Origin of the sequence: Streptomyces atratus, from assembly GCF_900119365.1 — a bacterium.
Classification (GTDB): domain Bacteria; phylum Actinomycetota; class Actinomycetes; order Streptomycetales; family Streptomycetaceae; genus Streptomyces; species Streptomyces atratus_B.
On sequence record NZ_FPJO01000007.1, the window covers coordinates 110,743 to 128,717 of the forward strand.

At 68.6% G+C, this 17,975-nt stretch carries 15 protein-coding genes; 1 reads left to right on the forward strand and 14 read right to left on the reverse strand.

Annotated elements, in window-relative coordinates; genetic code table 11:
* Positions 1-112: 112 nt before the first annotated feature.
* Genes nuoN through BT364_RS14900 form a run of 14 tightly spaced genes read right to left on the reverse strand, consistent with a single transcriptional unit; the run spans position 113 to position 16,089 of the window.
* Positions 113-1,777 (reverse strand): NADH-quinone oxidoreductase subunit NuoN, encoded by a 1,665-nt coding sequence (gene nuoN / locus BT364_RS14835; RefSeq protein ID WP_177328132.1) that lies wholly within the window; start codon positions 1,775-1,777, stop codon positions 113-115.
* On the reverse strand, positions 1,774-3,384 hold the full coding sequence (locus BT364_RS14840; RefSeq protein ID WP_072485614.1) for an NADH-quinone oxidoreductase subunit M: 1,611 nt from the start codon (positions 3,382-3,384) through the stop codon (positions 1,774-1,776). The genes nuoN and BT364_RS14840 overlap by 4 nt, the downstream gene beginning before the upstream one ends.
* Before the next feature lie 5 nt (positions 3,385-3,389).
* Positions 3,390-5,285 carry an NADH-quinone oxidoreductase subunit L gene (nuoL, locus tag BT364_RS14845; protein ID WP_072485615.1) on the reverse strand — a complete coding sequence of 632 codons (1,896 nt, stop codon included), beginning with the start codon at positions 5,283-5,285 and terminating at the stop codon, positions 3,390-3,392.
* Positions 5,286-5,299: 14 nt separating this feature from the next.
* Positions 5,300-5,599, reverse strand: a complete 300-nt coding sequence (gene nuoK, locus BT364_RS14850) for an NADH-quinone oxidoreductase subunit NuoK (protein WP_072485616.1) — start codon at positions 5,597-5,599, stop codon at positions 5,300-5,302.
* On the reverse strand, positions 5,596-6,423 hold the full coding sequence (locus BT364_RS14855; RefSeq protein WP_072485617.1) for an NADH-quinone oxidoreductase subunit J: 828 nt from the start codon (positions 6,421-6,423) through the stop codon (positions 5,596-5,598). The genes nuoK and BT364_RS14855 overlap by 4 nt, the downstream gene beginning before the upstream one ends.
* A complete protein-coding gene (gene nuoI, locus BT364_RS14860; RefSeq protein ID WP_072485618.1) occupies positions 6,420-7,067 on the reverse strand; it encodes an NADH-quinone oxidoreductase subunit NuoI in 648 nt (215 codons plus the stop codon). Before nuoI ends, BT364_RS14855 begins: the two co-directional genes overlap by 4 nt.
* The gene (gene nuoH, locus BT364_RS14865; RefSeq protein ID WP_072485619.1) at positions 7,060-8,463 is read right to left on the reverse strand and encodes an NADH-quinone oxidoreductase subunit NuoH; all 1,404 of its coding nucleotides are present in this window, start codon (positions 8,461-8,463) and stop codon (positions 7,060-7,062) included. The genes nuoI and nuoH overlap by 8 nt, the downstream gene beginning before the upstream one ends.
* Positions 8,460-10,991: an NADH-quinone oxidoreductase subunit G gene (locus BT364_RS14870; protein ID WP_072485620.1), complete on the reverse strand. Its 2,532-nt coding sequence runs from the start codon at positions 10,989-10,991 to the stop codon at positions 8,460-8,462. The genes nuoH and BT364_RS14870 overlap by 4 nt, the downstream gene beginning before the upstream one ends.
* Positions 10,988-12,364 carry an NADH-quinone oxidoreductase subunit NuoF gene (gene nuoF, locus BT364_RS14875; protein WP_072485621.1) on the reverse strand — a complete coding sequence of 459 codons (1,377 nt, stop codon included), beginning with the start codon at positions 12,362-12,364 and terminating at the stop codon, positions 10,988-10,990. Before nuoF ends, BT364_RS14870 begins: the two co-directional genes overlap by 4 nt.
* Entirely contained in the window at positions 12,364-13,083 is a 720-nt protein-coding gene (gene nuoE, locus BT364_RS14880; protein ID WP_256259829.1) for an NADH-quinone oxidoreductase subunit NuoE, read from the reverse strand. The genes nuoF and nuoE overlap by 1 nt, the downstream gene beginning before the upstream one ends.
* Before the next feature lie 29 nt (positions 13,084-13,112).
* The gene (locus BT364_RS14885; protein ID WP_072485623.1) at positions 13,113-14,435 is read right to left on the reverse strand and encodes an NADH-quinone oxidoreductase subunit D; all 1,323 of its coding nucleotides are present in this window, start codon (positions 14,433-14,435) and stop codon (positions 13,113-13,115) included.
* The gene (locus BT364_RS14890) at positions 14,435-15,160 is read right to left on the reverse strand and encodes an NADH-quinone oxidoreductase subunit C (protein ID WP_072485624.1); all 726 of its coding nucleotides are present in this window, start codon (positions 15,158-15,160) and stop codon (positions 14,435-14,437) included. The genes BT364_RS14885 and BT364_RS14890 overlap by 1 nt, the downstream gene beginning before the upstream one ends.
* The gene (locus BT364_RS14895) at positions 15,157-15,711 is read right to left on the reverse strand and encodes a NuoB/complex I 20 kDa subunit family protein (RefSeq protein WP_030926341.1); all 555 of its coding nucleotides are present in this window, start codon (positions 15,709-15,711) and stop codon (positions 15,157-15,159) included. The genes BT364_RS14890 and BT364_RS14895 overlap by 4 nt, the downstream gene beginning before the upstream one ends.
* A gap of 18 nt (positions 15,712-15,729) precedes the next feature.
* A complete protein-coding gene (locus BT364_RS14900; protein ID WP_003992243.1) occupies positions 15,730-16,089 on the reverse strand; it encodes an NADH-quinone oxidoreductase subunit A in 360 nt (119 codons plus the stop codon).
* A gap of 807 nt (positions 16,090-16,896) precedes the next feature.
* On the opposite strand from BT364_RS14900, the gene BT364_RS14905 reads away from it, so the two are divergent.
* Complete coding sequence (locus BT364_RS14905; protein ID WP_072485625.1) at positions 16,897-17,721, forward strand: C40 family peptidase; 825 nt, start codon at positions 16,897-16,899, stop codon at positions 17,719-17,721.
* Positions 17,722-17,975 lie beyond the last annotated feature (254 nt).

Here is a 17,975-nt window from a genome sequence, read left to right on the forward strand (position 1 = left end):
GTCGTACGCGTTGCCGCCGTCCCCTGCCACGATAGGCGCCGCCTACGACAACGCCGGACGGGCTTGACTTCTCAAGCCCGTCCGGCGGGGTCCCAGCTGCGTGGTGTGTGCGCTACCTCACGAACACTCCCGCCTGGCTCGCCAGGTCCAGGAAGTACTGCGGGGCCAGGCCCAGCACCAGCGTGACCGCGACACCGACCGCGATCGTCGTCATCGTCAGCGGGGACGGGACGGCGACCGTGGGGCCGTCCGCCTTCGGCTCGCTGAAGAACATCAGCACGATGACCCGGATGTAGAAGAACGCGGCGATCGCCGAGGAGATCACACCGACCACGACCAGTCCGCCCGCGCCGCCGTCGGCCGCGGCCTTGAAGACCGCGAACTTCCCGGAGAAGCCGGAGGTGAGCGGGATACCGGCGAAGGCCAGCAGGAACACCGCGAAGACCGCGGCGACCAGCGGCGAGCGCCGGCCGAGCCCGGCCCACTTCGACAGGTGTGTGGCCTCGCCGCCCGCGTCGCGCACCAGGGTGACGACGGCGAACGCGCCGACCGTCACGAAGGAGTACGCGCCCAGGTAGAAGAGGACCGACGAAATGCCGTCCGGGGTCGTCGCGATCACACCGGCGAGGATGAATCCGGCGTGGGCGATCGAGGAGTAGGCCAGCAGCCGCTTGATGTCGGTCTGGGTGATGGCGACGATCGCACCGCCCAGCATCGTGATGATCGCGACGGCCCACATGACCGGGCGCCAGTCCCAGGCGAGGCCCGGCAGCACCACGTACAGCAGGCGCAGCAGCGCGCCGAACGCGGCGACCTTGGTGGCCGCGGCCATGAAGCCGGTGACCGGGGTCGGGGCGCCCTGATAGACGTCCGGGGTCCACATGTGGAACGGGACGGCGCCGACCTTGAAGAGCAGGCCGGTCAGGACCATCGCGCCGCCGATCAGCAGCAGCGCGTCGTTGCCCATGGTGTCGGCGAGTGCCGGGTCGATCTGGGTGACGGAGCCGTCGACCACGTTCGCGATCGCCGCGTACGAGACGGAGCCCGCGTACCCGTAGAGCAGGGCGATCCCGAAGAGCAGGAACGCCGAGGAGAAGGCGCCGAGCAGGAAGTACTTCACCGCGGCCTCCTGCGACATCAGCCGCTTGCGGCGGGCGACGGCGCACAGGAGGTAGAGCGGGAGGGAGAAGACCTCCAGGGCCACGAAGAGCGTCAGCAGATCGTTGGCCGCGGGGAAGACCAGCATGCCGGCCACCGAGAAGAGGACCAGCGGGAAGACCTCGGTGGTGGTGAATCCGGCCTTGACCGCCGCCTTCTCGCTGTCGCTGCCGGGGACCGAGGCCGCCTGGGCGGCGAAGGAGTCCACGTGCTTGCCGTGCGAGGCGGGGTCGAGCCGCCGCTCGGCGAAGGTGAAGACGGCGACCATCGAGGTCAGCAGGATGGTGCCCTGCAGGAACAGCGTCGGCCCGTCGATCGCGATGGCGCCCATCGCGGCGATGTGCGCCTTCGTCGTGCCGTATCCGCCGGCCGCCAGTCCGACGACCGCGGCGAACGCGGCGGCCAGCGCGACGACCGTGAGGAAGACCTGCGTGTAATAACGGGCCCGGCGCGGCACGAAGGCCTCGACGAGCACGCCGACCACGGCGACACCGATCACAATGAGGACCGGGGCCAGCTGGGTGTACTCGATGACCGGGGCCTTGAACTTCTCGACCGGGGCGGCCGATGTCACCCCGCCCGCCATTGTCCACAGGCTGTGGACAGCTGTTGCGCTCACTTGGCGGCCTCCACCTCAGGCTGGGGGTCCTTCTTCTGGACGTCCGACATGGTGTGCTGCACCGCCGGGTTGACGATCTCCGTCAGCGGCTTCGGATAGACACCCAGGAAGAGCAGCAGCGCGATCAGCGGGAGGACCACCACCAGCTCCCGGACCTTGAGGTCCGCCATGCCCTGGACCTCGGCCTTCACCGGGCCCGTCATCGTCCGCTGATAGAGGACGAGGACGTAGAGCGCGGCGAGCACGATGCCGGTCGTGGCGATGATGCCCGCCGCCGGGTACGCGCTGAACGCGCCGACCAGGACCAGGAACTCGCTGACGAACGGGGCGAGTCCGGGCAGCGACAGGGTGGCCAGACCGCCGATCAGGAAGGTGCCGGCCAGGATCGGCGCCACCTTCTGCACCCCGCCGTAGTCGGCGATGAGCCGCGAACCGCGCCGGGTGATCAGGAAGCCCGCCACCAGCATCAGCGCGGCGGTCGAGATGCCGTGGTTGACCATGTAGAGCGTGGCACCGGACTGGCCCTGGCTGGTCATCGCGAAGATGCCCAGGACGATGAAGCCGAAGTGCGAGATCGACGCGTAGGCGATCAGGCGCTTGATGTCGCGCTGGCCGACGGCGAGCAGCGCCCCGTACACGATGCTGATCAGCGCCAGGACGACGATCACCGGCGTCGCCCACTTGCTGGCCTCCGGGAAGAGCTGGAGGCAGAAGCGGAGCATCGCGAACGTGCCGACCTTGTCGACGACCGCGGTGATCAGGACGGCGACCGGGGAGGTCGCCTCGCCCATCGCGTTGGGCAGCCAGGTGTGCAGCGGCCACAGCGGGGCCTTCACCGCGAAGGCGAAGAAGAACCCGAGGAAGAGCCAGCGCTCCGTGCTGGTCGCCATGGAGAGCGAGCCGCTCGCGCGGGCCTCGGCGATCTCGGAGAGCGAGAACGTCCCCGCGACGACGTAGAGCCCGATCACGGCGGCCAGCATGATGAGCCCGCCGACCAGGTTGTAGAGCAGGAACTTGACCGCGGCGTACGAGCGCTGCGCCGCCGCGTTCTCGTCGCTGCCGGTGTGGGCCCGGTCCCCGAAGCCGCCGATGAGGAAGTACATCGGGATGAGCATGGCTTCGAAGAGGATGTAGAAGAGGAAGACGTCGGTGGCCTCGAAGGAGAGGATCACCATCGCTTCGACCATCAGGATCAGGGCGAAGAAGCCCTGGGTCGGGCGCCATCGATACGGCTTCGTCTCGTTGGGGCCTCCCCTGCTCGAACTCTGTTGAGAGCTTGGGGAAGGGTCGGCGTCGTGCCAGCCGGCCAGGATGACGAAGGGGATCAGCAGGGCGGTGAGCGCCATGAGCGCCACCCCGATGCCGTCCACGCCCAGTTCGTACCGGACGCCGAAGTCCTTGATCCAGGCGTGCGATTCAGTGAGTTGGTAGCGGTCGCCGCCGGGCTCGAAGCGGGCGAGCGCGATGCCCGCCAGCACGAGTGTGGCCAGCGAGAAGACCAGCGCCAGCCATTTGGCGGTGGTGCGCCGGGCGGCCGGGACGGCGGCGGTGGCGACCGCGCCGATCGCCGGGAGCGCCGCCGTCGCTGTCAGGAGGGGAAAGGACATGGTGATCAGACCGCCCTCATCAGCAGGGTCGCGGCGATGAGAACCGCCGTACCGCCGAACATCGAGACCGCGTAGGTGCGGGCGTAGCCGTTCTGCAGCTTGCGCAGCCGGCCGGAGAGCCCGCCCATCGAGGCCGCCGTGCCGTTGACGACGCCGTCGACCAGGGTGTGGTCGACGTACACCAGGGAGCGGGTGAGGTGCTCGCCGCCGCGGACCAGGACCACGTGGTTGAAGTCGTCCTGGAGGAGGTCGCGGCGGGCGGCCCGGGTGAGCAGCGAGCCGCGCGGGGCGACGACCGGCACGGGCTTGCGTCCGTACATCGTCCAGGCGATGGCGACGCCGATGACGAGCACCACCATGGTGGCGGCGGTGACCGTCGTGGCGCTGACCGGGGCGTGTCCGTGGCTGTGGCCGGTGACCGGCTCCAGCCAGTTCAGGAAGCGGTCGCCGATGGAGAAGAAGCCTCCGGCGAAGACCGAGCCGAACGCGAGGATGATCATGGGGATGGTCATCGACTTCGGGGACTCGTGCGGATGCGGCTCATGGCCTTCCGCGTCGGGCTGCCAGCGCTTCTCGCCGAAGAACGTCAGCAGCATCACGCGCGTCATGTAGAACGCGGTGATCGCTGCGCCCAGCAGAGCCACCGAGCCGAGGATCCAGCCCTCGGTGCCGCCCTTGGCGAAGGCCGCCTCGATGATCTTGTCCTTGGAGAAGAAGCCGGACAGACCGGGGAAGCCGATGATCGCCAGATAGCCGAGGCCGAAAGTGATGAAGGTGACCGGCATGTACTTCCGCAGGCCGCCGTACTTCCGCATGTCGACCTCGTCGTTCATGCCGTGCATGACCGAGCCGGCGCCGAGGAAGAGCCCGGCCTTGAAGAAGCCGTGCGTCACCAGGTGCATGATCGCGAAGACATAGCCGATCGGGCCGAGCCCGGCGGCCAGGATCATGTAGCCGATCTGCGACATCGTCGACCCGGCGAGGGCCTTCTTGATGTCGTCCTTCGCACAACCGACGATCGCACCGAAGAGCAGCGTGACCGCTCCGACGACCACGACGACCAGCTGTGCGTCCGGTGCTGCGTTGAAGATCGCGCCGGACCTGACGATGAGGTACACACCCGCGGTCACCATGGTCGCGGCGTGGATGAGGGCCGAGACCGGGGTCGGGCCCTCCATCGCGTCACCGAGCCAGGACTGCAGCGGCACCTGGGCCGACTTGCCGCAGGCCGCGAGCAGCAGCATCAGGCCGATCGCCGTCAGCTTGCCCTCGCTCGTCTCCCCTGTGGCTTCGAGGACCGGGCCGAAGGCGAAGGTGCCGAAGGTGGTGAACATCAGCATGATCGCGATCGACAGGCCCATGTCGCCGACCCGGTTGACCAGGAATGCCTTCTTGGCGGCCGTGGCCGCGCTGGGCTTGTGCTGCCAGAAGCCGATGAGCAGGTACGACGCCAGACCGACGCCCTCCCACCCGACGTACAGCAGCAGGTAGTTGTCGGCAATGACCAGGATCAGCATCGCCGCGAGAAACAGGTTCAGATAGCCGAAGAAGCGGCGCCGGCGCTCGTCGTGCTCCATGTAGCCGATCGAGTAGATGTGGATCAGGGTGCCCACACCGGTGATCAGCAGCACGAACGTCATCGACAACTGGTCGAGCTGGAAGGCCACATCGGCCTGGAAGCCCTCGACCGGAATCCAGCTGAACAGCTTCTGGTGCAGCGTCCGGTCCTCCGCGCCCTTCCCCAGCATGTCGAGGAAGAGCACGACACCGATGACGAACGACACGGCGGCCAGCAGGGTGCCGAGCCAGTGTCCGGCCCGGTCCAGCCGTCGGCCGCCGCAGAGCAGGACCGCCGCTCCGAGCAGAGGCGCCGCGACGAGCAGCGCGATCAGGTTCTCCACGATTCAACGTCCCCTTACAGCTTCATCAGGCTGGCGTCGTCGACCGAGGCCGAGTGGCGGGAACGGAACACCGACACGATGATCGCGAGCCCGACCACGACCTCGGCGGCGGCGACGACCATCGTGAAGAAGGCGATGATCTGGCCGTCGAGATTGCCGTGCATACGGGAGAAGGTCACGAACGCGAGGTTGCAGGCGTTGAGCATCAGCTCCACGCACATGAACACCACGATCGCGTTCCGCCGGATCAGCACCCCGGCCGCACCGATGGTGAACAGCAGGGCTGCGAGATAGAGGTAGTAGACCGGATTCACTTGGCGACCTCCTCTTCTTCGTTGTCACGGCCGAGCCGCTCCTCGGAGCGCTGTTCCAGCGCCTTGAGCTGCTCCAGCGACTCGTTCGACACATCGCGGATCTGGCCGCGCTTGCGCAGCGTCTGCATGACGGTGAGCTCGGAGGGCGTGCCGTCCGGGAGCAGACCCGGGATGTCCACGGCGTTGTGCCGGGCGTAGACGCCGGGGGCGGGCAGCGGCGGCAGCTGCTTTCCGCGTACGCGCTCCTCGGACATCTCCCGCTGGTTCTTGGCCCGTTCGGTGCGCTCCCGGTGGGTGAGCACCATCGCGCCGACCGTCGCCGTGATCAGCAGGGCGCCGGTGATCTCGAAGGCGAAGACGTACTTGGTGAAGATGAGGCTGGCCAGCCCCTCGACGTTCCCGCCGTGCTCGGCGTTGGCGGTGCCGAGTCCGTTGAAGCTGTTCAGGGAGGCGTTGCCGATGCCGGCAATGAGCAGGACGCCGAAGCCGAGCCCGCAGCCCGCGGCCAGCCAGCGCTGCCCCTTCAGGGTCTCCTTCAGCGAGTCGGCCGCGGTGACACCGACGAGCATGACCACGAAGAGGAACAGCATCATGATCGCGCCGGTGTAGACGACGATCTGGACGATGCCCAGGAAGTAGGCGCCGTTGGCGAGGTAGAACACCGCGAGGACGATCATGGTCCCGGCGAGGCTCAGCGCGCTGTGCACAGCCTTCTTCATCAGTACGGTGGACAGTGCGCCGATCACGGCGACGATCCCGAGCACCCAGAACTGGACGGCCTCACCGGTCGAGGTCTGGGAGGCCGCGGCGGCCAGGGCGGTCATGCGCCCACCTCCTGCGCCGAGCCGTTGTTCTCGTGGTGCGCGTCGTCCGGCTTCTCGCCCTTGGAGACGGCGACCTGACGCTCCGTACCGGGCGCGGCCTCGGTGACCAGACCCCGGTAGTAGTCCTGTTCGTCCATCCCCGGGAAGATCGCGTGCGGGGTGTCGACCATGCCTTCCTCCAGGCCCGCGAGCAGCTCGTCCTTGGTGTAGATGAGGCTCTCGCGGGTGGTGTTGGCGAGCTCGAACTCATTGGTCATCGTCAGCGCCCGGGTCGGGCAGGCCTCGATGCACAGTCCGCAGAGAATGCAGCGCGCGTAATTGATCTGGTAGACGCGGCCGTAGCGCTCACCCGGGGAGTAGCGCTCCTCGTCGGTGTTGTCCGCGCCCTCGACGTAGATCGCGTCCGCCGGGCAGGCCCAGGCGCACAGCTCGCAGCCGATGCACTTCTCCAGACCGTCGGGGTGGCGGTTGAGCTGGTGCCGGCCGTGGAAGCGCGGCGCCGTCACCTTCGGCGTTTCCGGATACTGCTCGGTCAGCCGCTTCTTGAACATGGCCTTGAAGGTCACGCCGAAGCCGGCGACGGGGTTCTGGAACTTCTCCTCCGAGGATCCCGAGGATCCCGAGGACTCCGATGACTCAGACACCGTCGGCCTCCTTTCCGTCACTCACATGTTCGTCACTCTGAGTATCCGACCCGCCACTGACAACGAGCTCCCGCTCGCCCCGCGGCCTGCGGCGCGGCACCGGCGGCAGGGTCTGTCCGGGCAGCGGCGGCACCGGGAACCCGCCCGCCATCGGGTCGAACGCCGGCCCCGGTCCGGCCTCCGCCTCGGCGGCCCGGCCCTTCTTGTCGCGGAAGATGTCGGCGACGAAGGAGATCAGCAGGATCGCGATCACGGCCCCGGCCACGTACAGCACGATCTTCGTGAAGTCGTAGCCCTCGTTGCGCAGCGCCCGTACCGTCGCGACCAGCATCAGCCAGACCACGGAGACCGGGATCAGGACCTTCCAGCCGAGCTTCATCAGCTGGTCGTAGCGGACCCGGGGCAGGGTGCCGCGCAGCCAGATGAAGAAGAACAGCAGCAGCTGGACCTTGATGACGAACCAGAGCATCGGCCACCAGCCGTGGTTCGCGCCCTCCCAGAAGGTGCTGATCGGCCACGGGGCCCGCCAGCCGCCCAGGAACAGGGTCGTGGAGACCGCGGAGACGGTGACCATGTTGACGTACTCGGCGAGCATGAACATCGCGAACTTGATCGACGAGTACTCGGTGTTGAAGCCGCCGACCAGGTCGCCCTCGGACTCCGGCATGTCGAACGGGGCGCGGTTGGTCTCGCCGACCATCGTGACGATGTAGATGATGAAGGAGACCGGCAGCAGGATGATGAACCAGCGGTCCTGCTGCGCCTCCACGATCTTCGAGGTCGACATCGACCCGGAGTAGAGGAAGACCGAGGCGAACGCGGCGCCCATCGCGATCTCGTAGCTGATCATCTGCGCGCAGGAGCGCAGACCGCCGAGGAGCGGGTACGTCGACCCTGACGACCAGCCGGCCAGCACGATGCCGTAGATCCCGACCGAGGCGACCGCGAGGATGTAGAGCATCGCGATCGGCAGGTCGGTGAGCTGCATCGTGGTGCGGTGCCCGAAGATCGAGACCTCGTTGCCGGACGGGCCGAACGGGATCACCGCGATCGCCATGAACGCCGGGATGGCGGCGACGATCGGGGCGAGCACGTACACGACTTTGTCGGCCCGCCTGACGACGACGTCCTCCTTCAGCATCAGCTTGATGCCGTCGGCGAGCGACTGGAGCATGCCCCAGGGGCCGTGCCGGTTGGGGCCGATGCGCAGCTGCATCCAGGCGACGACCTTGCGCTCCCACACGATGGAGAAGAGCACGGTCACCATCAGGAAGGCGAAGCAGAACACCGCCTTGATGACGACGAGCCACCACGGGTCGGTGCCGAACATCGACAGGTCCTCGGCGGCGAGCACGGCGCTGTGCGGTGCCGCGGCCAGTTGAGCGAAGGCACTCACGCCCCCACCTCCGGTGTGACGTCGGGAGTGCCCGGTGCGGCGGGGCCGATCCGGACCAGACCGCCGGGCCGGGCGCCGGTGTCGGCCGGGACGCCCCGCCCGACGGAGTTCAGGGGCACCCAGACCACCCGGTCCGGCATGTCGGTGACCTTCAACGGGAATGCGACGCTGCCCGCCGGGCCGGTGACGGCCAGCAGATCGCCGTCCTTCACGCCCGTCTCGGCCGCGGTGGCCGCGGACAGCCGGGCGACCGCGGCGTGCCGGGTGCCGGCCAGCGCCTCGTCGCCCTCCTGGAGCCGGCCCAGGTCGAGCAGCATCCGGTGGCCCGCGAGGATGGCCTCGCCGTCGCCGGGCCTGGGCAGCGGCTGCGGCGGCTCGTTCGGTTCGGTGGCGCGCGCCCCGCTCCAGCCGCCGAGCCGGTCCAGCTCACGGCGTACGGACTTCAGGTCCGGCAGCGCGAAGCGGCCGGGTCCCTCGGCGCCCGCGGTGCGGGCCATCGCGTCGGCCAGCATGTGCAGCACCCGGGCATCGCCCGACGCGAGCGTGCGCGTCATCTGCTCGGGCTTCAGCGCCGCCTCGAACATCCGCGCCCTGCCCTCCCAGTTGAGGAAGGTGCCGGACTTCTCGGCCACCGCGGCGACCGGGAAGACCACATCCGCGCGCTCGGTGACCTCGCTCGGCCGCAGCTCCAGCGAGACGAGGAAGCCGACCTGGTCCAGGGCCTCCAGGGCCCGCGCCGGGTCCGGAAGGTCCACGACCTCGACCCCGGCGACGACCAGCGCGCCCAGCTCGCCGGTGGCCGCGGCCTCGACGATCTGGCCGGTGTCGCGGCCGAAGCGGGACGGAAGTTCGGCGACGCCCCAGACGGCCGCCACCTCGTCCCTGGCCCGTGGGTCGGTCGCCGGACGGCCGCCGGGCAGCAGCGACGGGAGCGCGCCCGCCTCCACCGCGCCGCGCTCGCCGGCCCGGCGCGGGATCCACACCAGCGCGGCCCCCGTCGCGGTGGCCGTCCGTACCGCGGCGGTGAGCCCGCCCGGCACCGCGGCCAGCCGCTCGCCGACCACGATCACGGCGCCCTCGCCGCGCAGCGCCTCGGCCGCCGCGGCTCCGTCGCCGTCGAGCCCGACACCGCCCGCGATGGCGTCCAGCCACTCGGTCTCGGTGCCGGGGGCGGCGGGAAGCAGCGTGCCGCCCGCCTTGTCCAGGCCGCGGGTGGCGTGCGAGGCGATGGCGTAGGTGCGCTGTCCGTGCTTGCGGTTGGCCTTGCGCAGCCGCAGGAAGACGCCGGGCGCCTCCTCCTCCGACTCGAACCCGACGAGCAGCACCGCGGGGGCCTTCTCCAGCGAGGTGTACGTGACCCCCGCCCCGTCCAGGTCCCGGCCGCGCCCGGCGACGCGGGCGGCCAGGAAGTCGGCCTCCTCGCCGCTGTGGACCCGGGCCCGGAAGTCGATGTCGTTGGTGTCCAGCGCGACCCGGGCGAACTTGCTGTACGCGTAGGCGTCCTCGACGGTCAGCCGGCCGCCGGTGAGCACGCCGGTCCGGCCGCGCGCGGCGGAGAGACCGGCGGCCGCGGCGGCCAGCGCCTCGGGCCAGCTCGCCGGTTCCAGGACGCCGTCCGCGTTGCGCACCAGCGGGGTGGTGAGCCGGTCCCTCTGCTGCGCGTAGCGGAAGCCGAAGCGGCCCTTGTCGCAGACCCACTCCTCGTTGACCTCGGGGTCGTTGGCGGCGAGCCGCCGCATGACCTTGCCGCGCCGGTGGTCGGTGCGGGTCGCGCAGCCGCCCGCGCAGTGCTCGCAGACCGACGGCGAGGACACCAGGTCGAAGGGGCGGGAGCGGAATCGGTACGCCGCCGAGGTCAGCGCCCCGACCGGGCAGATCTGGATGGTGTTCCCGGAGAAGTACGACTCGAACGGGTCACCCTCGCCGGTACCGACCTGCTGGAGCGCGCCGCGCTCGATCAGCTCGATCATCGGGTCGCCCGCCACCTGGTTGGAGAACCGGGTGCAGCGCGCGCAGAGCACGCACCGCTCGCGGTCCAGCAGCACCTGGGTGGAGATCGGGACGGGCTTCTCGTACGTGCGCTTCTTGCCGTCGAAGCGGGAGTCCGCGTCGCCGTGCGACATCGCCTGGTTCTGCAGCGGGCACTCGCCGCCCTTGTCGCAGACCGGGCAGTCCAGCGGGTGGTTGATGAGCAGCAGCTCCATCACACCCTTCTGGGCCTTCTCGGCGACCGGCGAGGTGAGCTGCGACTTCACCACCATGCCGTCGGTGCAGGTGATGGTGCAGGACGCCATCGGCTTGCGCTGGCCCTCGACCTCGACGATGCACTGGCGGCAGGCGCCGACCGGGTCGAGGAGCGGGTGGTCGCAGAAGCGCGGGATCTCGATGCCGAGGAGTTCGGCGGCCCGGATGACCAGGGTGCCCTTGGGCACGCTGATCTCGATGCCGTCGATGGTCAGCGTGACCAGGTCCTCGGGCGGGATGGCCGCCTCGCCGCCCCCGGAGGGCGCACTCGTGGTGACTGTCATGCGTTCACCCCCTGGTGAGCGTTCTTGTCGTCGGCCCAGGCGGTCGACCTGGCGGGATCGAAGGGGCAGCCCTTGCCCGTGATGTGCTGCTCGTACTCCTCGCGGAAGTACTTCAGCGAGGAGAAGATCGGCGAGGCGGCGCCGTCGCCGAGGGCGCAGAAGGACTTGCCGTTGATGTTGTCGGCGATGTCGTTCAGCTTGTCGAGGTCGGCCATCTGTCCCTTGCCGGCCTCGATGTCGCGGAGCAACTGGACCAGCCAGTAGGTGCCTTCGCGACAGGGCGTGCACTTGCCGCAGGACTCGTGGGCGTAGAACTCGGTCCAGCGGGTGACGGCCCGCACGACGCAGGTCGTCTCGTCGAAGCACTGGAGCGCCTTGGTGCCGAGCATGGAACCGGCGGCGCCGACGCCCTCGTAGTCGAGCGGTACGTCGAGGTGCTCGTCGGTGAACATCGGGGTCGACGAGCCGCCGGGGGTCCAGAACTTCAGCCGGTGGCCGGGGCGCATGCCCCCGCTCATGTCGAGCAGCTGGCGCAGCGTGATGCCGAGCGGAGCCTCGTACTGGCCGGGGCCCGCGACGTGCCCGCTGAGCGAGTACAGCGTGAAGCCGGGGGACTTCTCGCTGCCCATCGACTTGAACCAGTCCTTGCCCCGGTTCAGGATTGCGGGAACCGAGGCGATGGATTCGACGTTGTTCACCACAGTGGGGCAGGCGTACAGACCGGCGACCGCGGGGAAGGGGGGTCGCAGCCGGGGCTGGCCACGCCGTCCTTCGAGAGAGTCGAGCAGCGCAGTTTCCTCACCACAGATGTACGCGCCGGCACCGGCGTGCACCGTGAGTTCCAGATCGAGCCCTGAGCCCAGGATGTTCGTCCCCAGATAACCCGCCTCGTACGCCTCTCGTACGGCCTCGTGCAGACGTCGCAGCACGGGGACGACCTCACCGCGCAAGTAGATGAACGCGTGCGACGAACGGATCGCGTAACAGGCGATCACGATGCCCTCGATGAGGCTGTGCGGGTTGGCGAACAGGAGCGGGATGTCCTTGCAGGTGCCCGGTTCCGATTCGTCGGCGTTGACAACTAGATAGTGCGGTTTACCGTCGCCCTGCGGGATGAACTGCCACTTCATCCCGGTGGGGAAGCCCGCGCCGCCGCGGCCGCGCAGACCGGAGTCCTTGACGTACGCGATGAGGTCGTCCGGTGTCATGGCGAGGGCCTTGCGCAGTCCCTCGTATCCCTCGTGGCGCCGGTAGGTCTCCAGGGTCCAGGATTCCGGCTGGTCCCAGAAGGCGGAGAGGACGGGGGCGAGCAGCTTCTCGGGGCTGTCCCCGTTGCCGCCTCCGTTGTCGTTGATCTCGGTCGTCAACGTCATCACTTCCCCTCCTCGGCGTGCGGGCGTTCGCCGCGCGGGGCGACGACGCGCGGGTGCGGCTCCTCGCCCTTGGCGAGCCGGAGGCCGATCAGCGAGGCGGGGCCCGCACCGCCGGAGGCCTCGACGGCACCGGGGCGCTCGTCGGGGAAGCCGGCCAGGATCCGGGCGGTCTCCTTGTACGAGCAGAGCGGGGCGCCTCGGGTGGGTTCGACGGTGCGCCCGGCGATCAGGTCGTCGACCAGGCGGGTCGCGCTCTCGGGCGTCTGGTTGTCGAAGAACTCCCAGTTGACCATCACCACGGGGGCGAAGTCGCAGGCCGCGTTGCACTCGATGTGTTCGAGGGTGATCTTCCCGTCCTCGGTGGTCTCGTCGTTGCCGACGCCGAGGTGCTCCTTGAGCCGGTCGAAGATGGCGTCGCCGCCCATCACCGCGCACAGGGTGTTGGTGCAGACACCGACCTGGTAGTCACCGCCGGCCCTGCGCCGGTACATCGTGTAGAAGGTGGCGACCGCGGTGACCTCGGCGGTGGTGAGGCCGAGCAGCTCGGCGCAGAACGCCATGCCCGTACGGGAGACGTAGCCCTCCTCGGACTGCACCAGGTGCAGCAGCGGCAGCAGGGCGGAGCGGCTGTCGGGGTAGCGGGCGATCACCTCCTTCGCGTCCGCTTCGAGCCTGGCGCGCACCTCGGCCGGGTAGGCGGGGGCGGGGAGCTGCGGCATCCCCAGACTGACTTCCTGACGTGCTTCGGTCACCGGTCGACGCCTCCCATCACGGGGTCGATGGACGCGACGGCGACGATGACGTCGGCGACCTGGCCGCCCTCGCACATCGCCGCCATGGCCTGAAGGTTGGTGAAGGACGGGTCGCGGAAGTGGACCCGGTACGGGCGGGTGCCGCCGTCCGAGACGACATGCACGCCGAGCTCGCCCTTGGGCGATTCGACCGCGGTGTACACCTGTCCGGCCGGGACCCGGAAGCCCTCGGTCACCAGCTTGAAGTGGTGGATCAGGGCCTCCATGGAGGTGCCCATGATCTTCTTGATGTGGTCGAGCGAGTTGCCGAGGCCGTCGGGGCCGAGCGCGAGCTGGGCGGGCCAGGCGATCTTCTTGTCGGCGACCATCACCGGGCCCGGTGCGAGCCGGTCGATGCACTGCTCGACGATCCGCAGCGACTGACGCATCTCCTCCAGGCGGACGAGGAAGCGGCCGTAGGCATCGCAGGTGTCGGCGGTGGGGACGTCGAACTCGTAGTTCTCGTATCCGCAGTACGGGTCGGTCTTGCGCAGGTCGTGCGGGAGTCCGGCGGAGCGCAGGATCGGGCCGGTGGCGCCGAGGGCCATGCAGCCGGTCAGGTCGAGATAGCCGACGTCCTGCATACGGGCCTTGAAGATGGGGTTGCCGGTGGCGAGCTTGTCGTACTCCGGCAGGTTCTTCTTCATGGTCTTCACGAACTCGCGCAGCTGGTCGATCGCGCCGGGCGGCAGGTCCTGGGCGAGTCCGCCGGGGCGGATGAACGCGTGGTTCATGCGCAGGCCGGTGATCAGCTCGAAGAGGTCGAGAACGAGTTCACGATCGCGGAAGCCGTAGATCATGATCGTGGTGGCGCCGAGCTCCATGCCGCCGGTGGCGATGCACACCAGGTGGGAGGAGATCCGGTTGAGCTCCATCAGGAGCACGCGCAGGACGGTGGCCCGGTCGGGGATCTGGTCCTCGATACCGAGGAGCTTCTCGACGCCGAGGCAGTACGCCGCCTCGTTGAAGAAGGGCGTCAGGTAGTCCATGCGCGTGACGAAGGTGGTGCCCTGCGTCCAGTTCCGGAATTCGAGGTTCTTCTCGATGCCGGTGTGGAGGTAGCCGATGCCGCAGCGGGCCTCGGTGACGGTCTCGCCGTCGATCTCCAGGATCAGCCGCAGAACACCGTGCGTGGACGGGTGCTGGGGGCCCATGTTGACAATGATGCGCTCGTCGTCGGACCTGGCGGCGGACTCGACGACCTCGTCCCAGTCGCCGCCGGTGACTGTATATACAGTCCCCTCGGTCGTCGCCCGGGGCGTTGCATGGGGAGTAGACATCAGGAGTACGACCTCCGCTGGTCCGGAGCCGGGATCTGGGCGCCCTTGTACTCGACGGCGATGCCGCCGAGCGGGTAGTCCTTGCGCTGCGGGAAGCCCTGCCAGTCGTCCGGCATCATGATCCGGGTGAGGGCGGGGTGCCCGTCGAAGACGAGCCCGAAGAAGTCGTAGGTCTCGCGCTCGTGCCAGTCGTTGGTCGGGTAGACCGCGACGAGGGACGGGATGTGCGGATCGCTGTCCGGGACCGACACCTCCAGGCGGATCAGCCGGCCGTGCGTGAGCGAGCGCAGGTGGTAGACGGCGTGCAGCTCGCGGCCCTTGTCGCCGAGGAAGTGGACGCCGCTCACCCCCGTACAGAGCTCGAAGCGCAGCGCCGGGTCGTCGCGCAGGGTCCGGGCGACCCGGACGAGGTGCTCGCGGGCGATGTGGAAGGTGAGCTCGCCGCGGTCGACGACGGTCTTCTCGATGGCGTTCCCGGGAAGCAGGTCCTGCTCCTCCAGAGCCCCTTCGAGCTCGTCGGCGACCTCGTCGAACCAGCCGCCGTACGGACGGGACGTGGCGCCCGGCAGGGTCACGGTGCGGACGAGGCCGCCGTAGCCGGAGGTGTCACCGCCGTTGTCGGCGCCGAACATGCCCTTGCGTACGCCGATGACCTCGCCGGCGTCCTCGCGCGGGGCGGGCACACCGTTGTGGTTCTGCTCGTCGTGGTTCTGGGTCCCGCTCACCGCAGCAGCCCCTTCATCTCGATCAGGGGCAGCGCCTTGAGTGCCGCGTCCTCCGCCTCGCGGGCGGCCTCCTCCGCGTTGACCCCGAGCTTGGAGCCCTGGATCTTCTGGTGGAGCTTGAGGATCGCGTCCATCAGCATCTCGGGCCGCGGCGGACAACCGGGCAAATAGATGTCAACCGGAACAATGTGATCAACACCCTGAACAATGGCGTAATTGTTGAACATTCCGCCCGATGATGCGCAAACTCCCATGGAGATCACCCACTTGGGGTTGGGCATCTGGTCGTAGACCTGCCGCAGGACGGGAGCCATCTTCTGGCTGACCCGTCCTGCCACGATCATCAGATCCGCCTGCCGCGGCGATCCGCGGAAGACCTCCATCCCGAAACGGGCCAGGTCGTAACGTCCGGCCCCGGTCGTCATCATCTCGATGGCGCAACAGGCGAGGCCGAAGGTGGCCGGGAAGACGGAGGACTTCCGCACCCAGCCGGCGGCCTGCTCGACAGTGGTCAGTACGAAGCCGCTGGGCAGCTTCTCTTCGAGTCCCATGGTGTGCCCCTCAGCCCCTCAGTCCCATTCCAGGCCGCCGCGACGCCACACATAGGCGTAGGCGACGAAGACGGTGAGCACGAAGAGCAGCATCTCCACGAGCCCGAAGATCCCCAGGGCGTCGAAGGTGACCGCCCAGGGATAGAGGAAGACGATCTCGATGTCGAAGACGATGAAGAGCATCGCCGTCAGGTAGTACTTGATGGGGAAGCGGCCGCCTCCGGCCGGAGTGGGTGTGGGTTCGATACCGCACTCGTACGCTTCGAGCTTTGCCCGGTTGTACCGCTTGGGGCCGATAAGCGTGGCCATGACCACGGAGAAGATCGCAAACCCTGCCCCGAGGGCGCCGAGCACGAGGATGGGCGCGTAGGCATTCACGCTCCTCGCTCCTTCCAGTCGTCCTTGACCGTTGGACCGCATCGGGCGACCGGCTCACCACCCCACCAAGATTGTGCACATGTGAGGCAGTTCACAAGCCCGACTGCCCCGCATCCTATGCCCGCCGTCCTGTGATCTGCGACACGGGGTACGACAACGCCTTTGTGATCTCCACCACCTGACGAAGGATCATGAAGTCGGATGAGCGGTGATCTTCACACGCGAAGCGGCCGAGTGATCACGAGACGTGACATTCGATGCCGTTACCGCTGGTCAAACGGCTGCCGCCCTATCAAGAGATGGCCACACCAAGCAAATTGGCGATGGACACCGCAGGGTGATAAAGGATCTTCCGCCCTCCGGCCCCGATCGACCGCCCACCGGTCGCCCCACCCCCGCCCGGACCGCTCGAACCTCACCCGGGAGAGGGAGCGCGAGGAGCGAAGTGGACGCCTGGGAACATTTGCGATCAACCGACCGAACGGGACATCTCCCCTCGCCCGGCGCCACCTTGGGTGCATGGCGCATTAGCGACCCCAGCACGGCGATCGCACTGTGACCTGCGTCACCCCTTCAAGGCTCCAACGAAAGCGGGCTTGGCCATCGGTCTGAACGGATGGTAGGTGGCGGGCAATTCGGGCGTATTGCCGAAAGTCCGTGATCACAGCGGTGATCGGGCATGCCCGTTTTGCCCGTTACGGCGTCAATAAGGGTCCCCGGAAAGCGGATTCACAGGTTCCGTACGTAACTGTGTCGCAACACACGTTTCTTGATGGGAGCCCCGGGGCCCTGATAGCGCTAGTACTCATGTCCCACACCGCTCACATACCCAGCCACCGGAAGCCCCGCCGAAACGCCTCGAAGACGGCGCTGCGGGCCGGAGTTGCCGGTGGCGTCCTCAGCACCATCGCGGTCGCAGGCGCTGCCGGTCCGGCCCAGGCCGAGCCGGTGACCCAGACCATCGAGATGCCCACCATCACCTCCGGGCTCTCCACCGCCGTCGCCGCGTCCGCCCAGGCCACGCAGCAGGTCGCCCAGGACCTGCAGACGCAGGCCCAGGAGGACGCCGCAGCCGCCACCGCGGCCAAGACCGCCAAGACGGCCAAGGCCGAGGCGGTCCGCAAGGCAGAGGCCAAGAAGAAGGCGGAGGCGGCCGCCAAGGCCAAGGCGGAGGCCGCCGAGCGCGCTTCCCGCTCCACCGCCCGTACGACGCTCAGCGCGACCTCCGGCTCCAACGCCGGCACGGCCGCCTCCTCTTCCTCCTCGTCGAACGCGACCGGCTCCGCAGCGGCCGTCATCGCCTTCGCGAAGGCGCAGCTCGGTGACGCGTACGTGTTGGGCAGCACCGGCCCCAGCTCGTGGGACTGCTCCAGCCTCGTCCAGGCCGCGTTCCGCTCGGTCAACATCGACCTGCCGCGCGTCTCGCAGTCCCAGTCCACCGCCGGCACCCAGGTCTCCCTGAGCAACCTCCAGCCGGGCGACATCCTGTACTGGGGCGGCGCGGGCAGCGCGTACCACGTCGGGATCTACGTGGGCGGCGGCGAGTTCGTCGGTGCGCAGAACTCCGGCACCGGTGTGGTGCAGCGCCCGCTGTCCTACGACCCGCCGTCGGGCGCGGTCCGCGTTCTCTGATTCGGCGCAACCTCTGGGTTCACGGATTCACAAGCGCCGTCGCGGCGCACGGTGAAGGGCCGTCACTCCCCCGCTCGGGAGCGACGGCCCTTCGCTGTTTCCGGTCCTCCGGCGAAAAGTGTCCGGCCTCCGGCGAAAAAGCGACGTCAACCCCGGCCGGTGGCATTGACGTCGCGAACCTGCCGGACACCGTCCACCGACGCTTGTGAACTGGGGCGAACAGCCCTCGCGTCACCGAGCACAGGACGGCACCC

Bases quoted from the DNA above. Each gene is read 5' to 3' on its own strand.
- BT364_RS14840 (WP_072485614.1), bottom strand. From the start codon at position 3,384: ATGTCCTTTCCCCTCCTGACAGCGACGGCGGCGCTCCCGGCGATCGGC.
- BT364_RS14855 (WP_072485617.1), bottom strand. From the start codon at position 6,423: ATGACCGCCCTGGCCGCCGCGGCCTCCCAGACCTCGACCGGTGAGGCC.
- BT364_RS14870 (WP_072485620.1), bottom strand. From the start codon at position 10,991: ATGACAGTCACCACGAGTGCGCCCTCCGGGGGCGGCGAGGCGGCCATC.
- nuoF (WP_072485621.1), bottom strand. From the start codon at position 12,364: ATGACGTTGACGACCGAGATCAACGACAACGGAGGCGGCAACGGGGAC.
- nuoE (WP_256259829.1), bottom strand. From the start codon at position 13,083: ATGCCGCAGCTCCCCGCCCCCGCCTACCCGGCCGAGGTGCGCGCCAGG.
- BT364_RS14885 (WP_072485623.1), bottom strand. From the start codon at position 14,435: ATGTCTACTCCCCATGCAACGCCCCGGGCGACGACCGAGGGGACTGTA.
- BT364_RS14895 (WP_030926341.1), bottom strand. From the start codon at position 15,711: ATGGGACTCGAAGAGAAGCTGCCCAGCGGCTTCGTACTGACCACTGTC.
- BT364_RS14905 (WP_072485625.1), top strand. From the start codon at position 16,897: ATGTCCCACACCGCTCACATACCCAGCCACCGGAAGCCCCGCCGAAAC.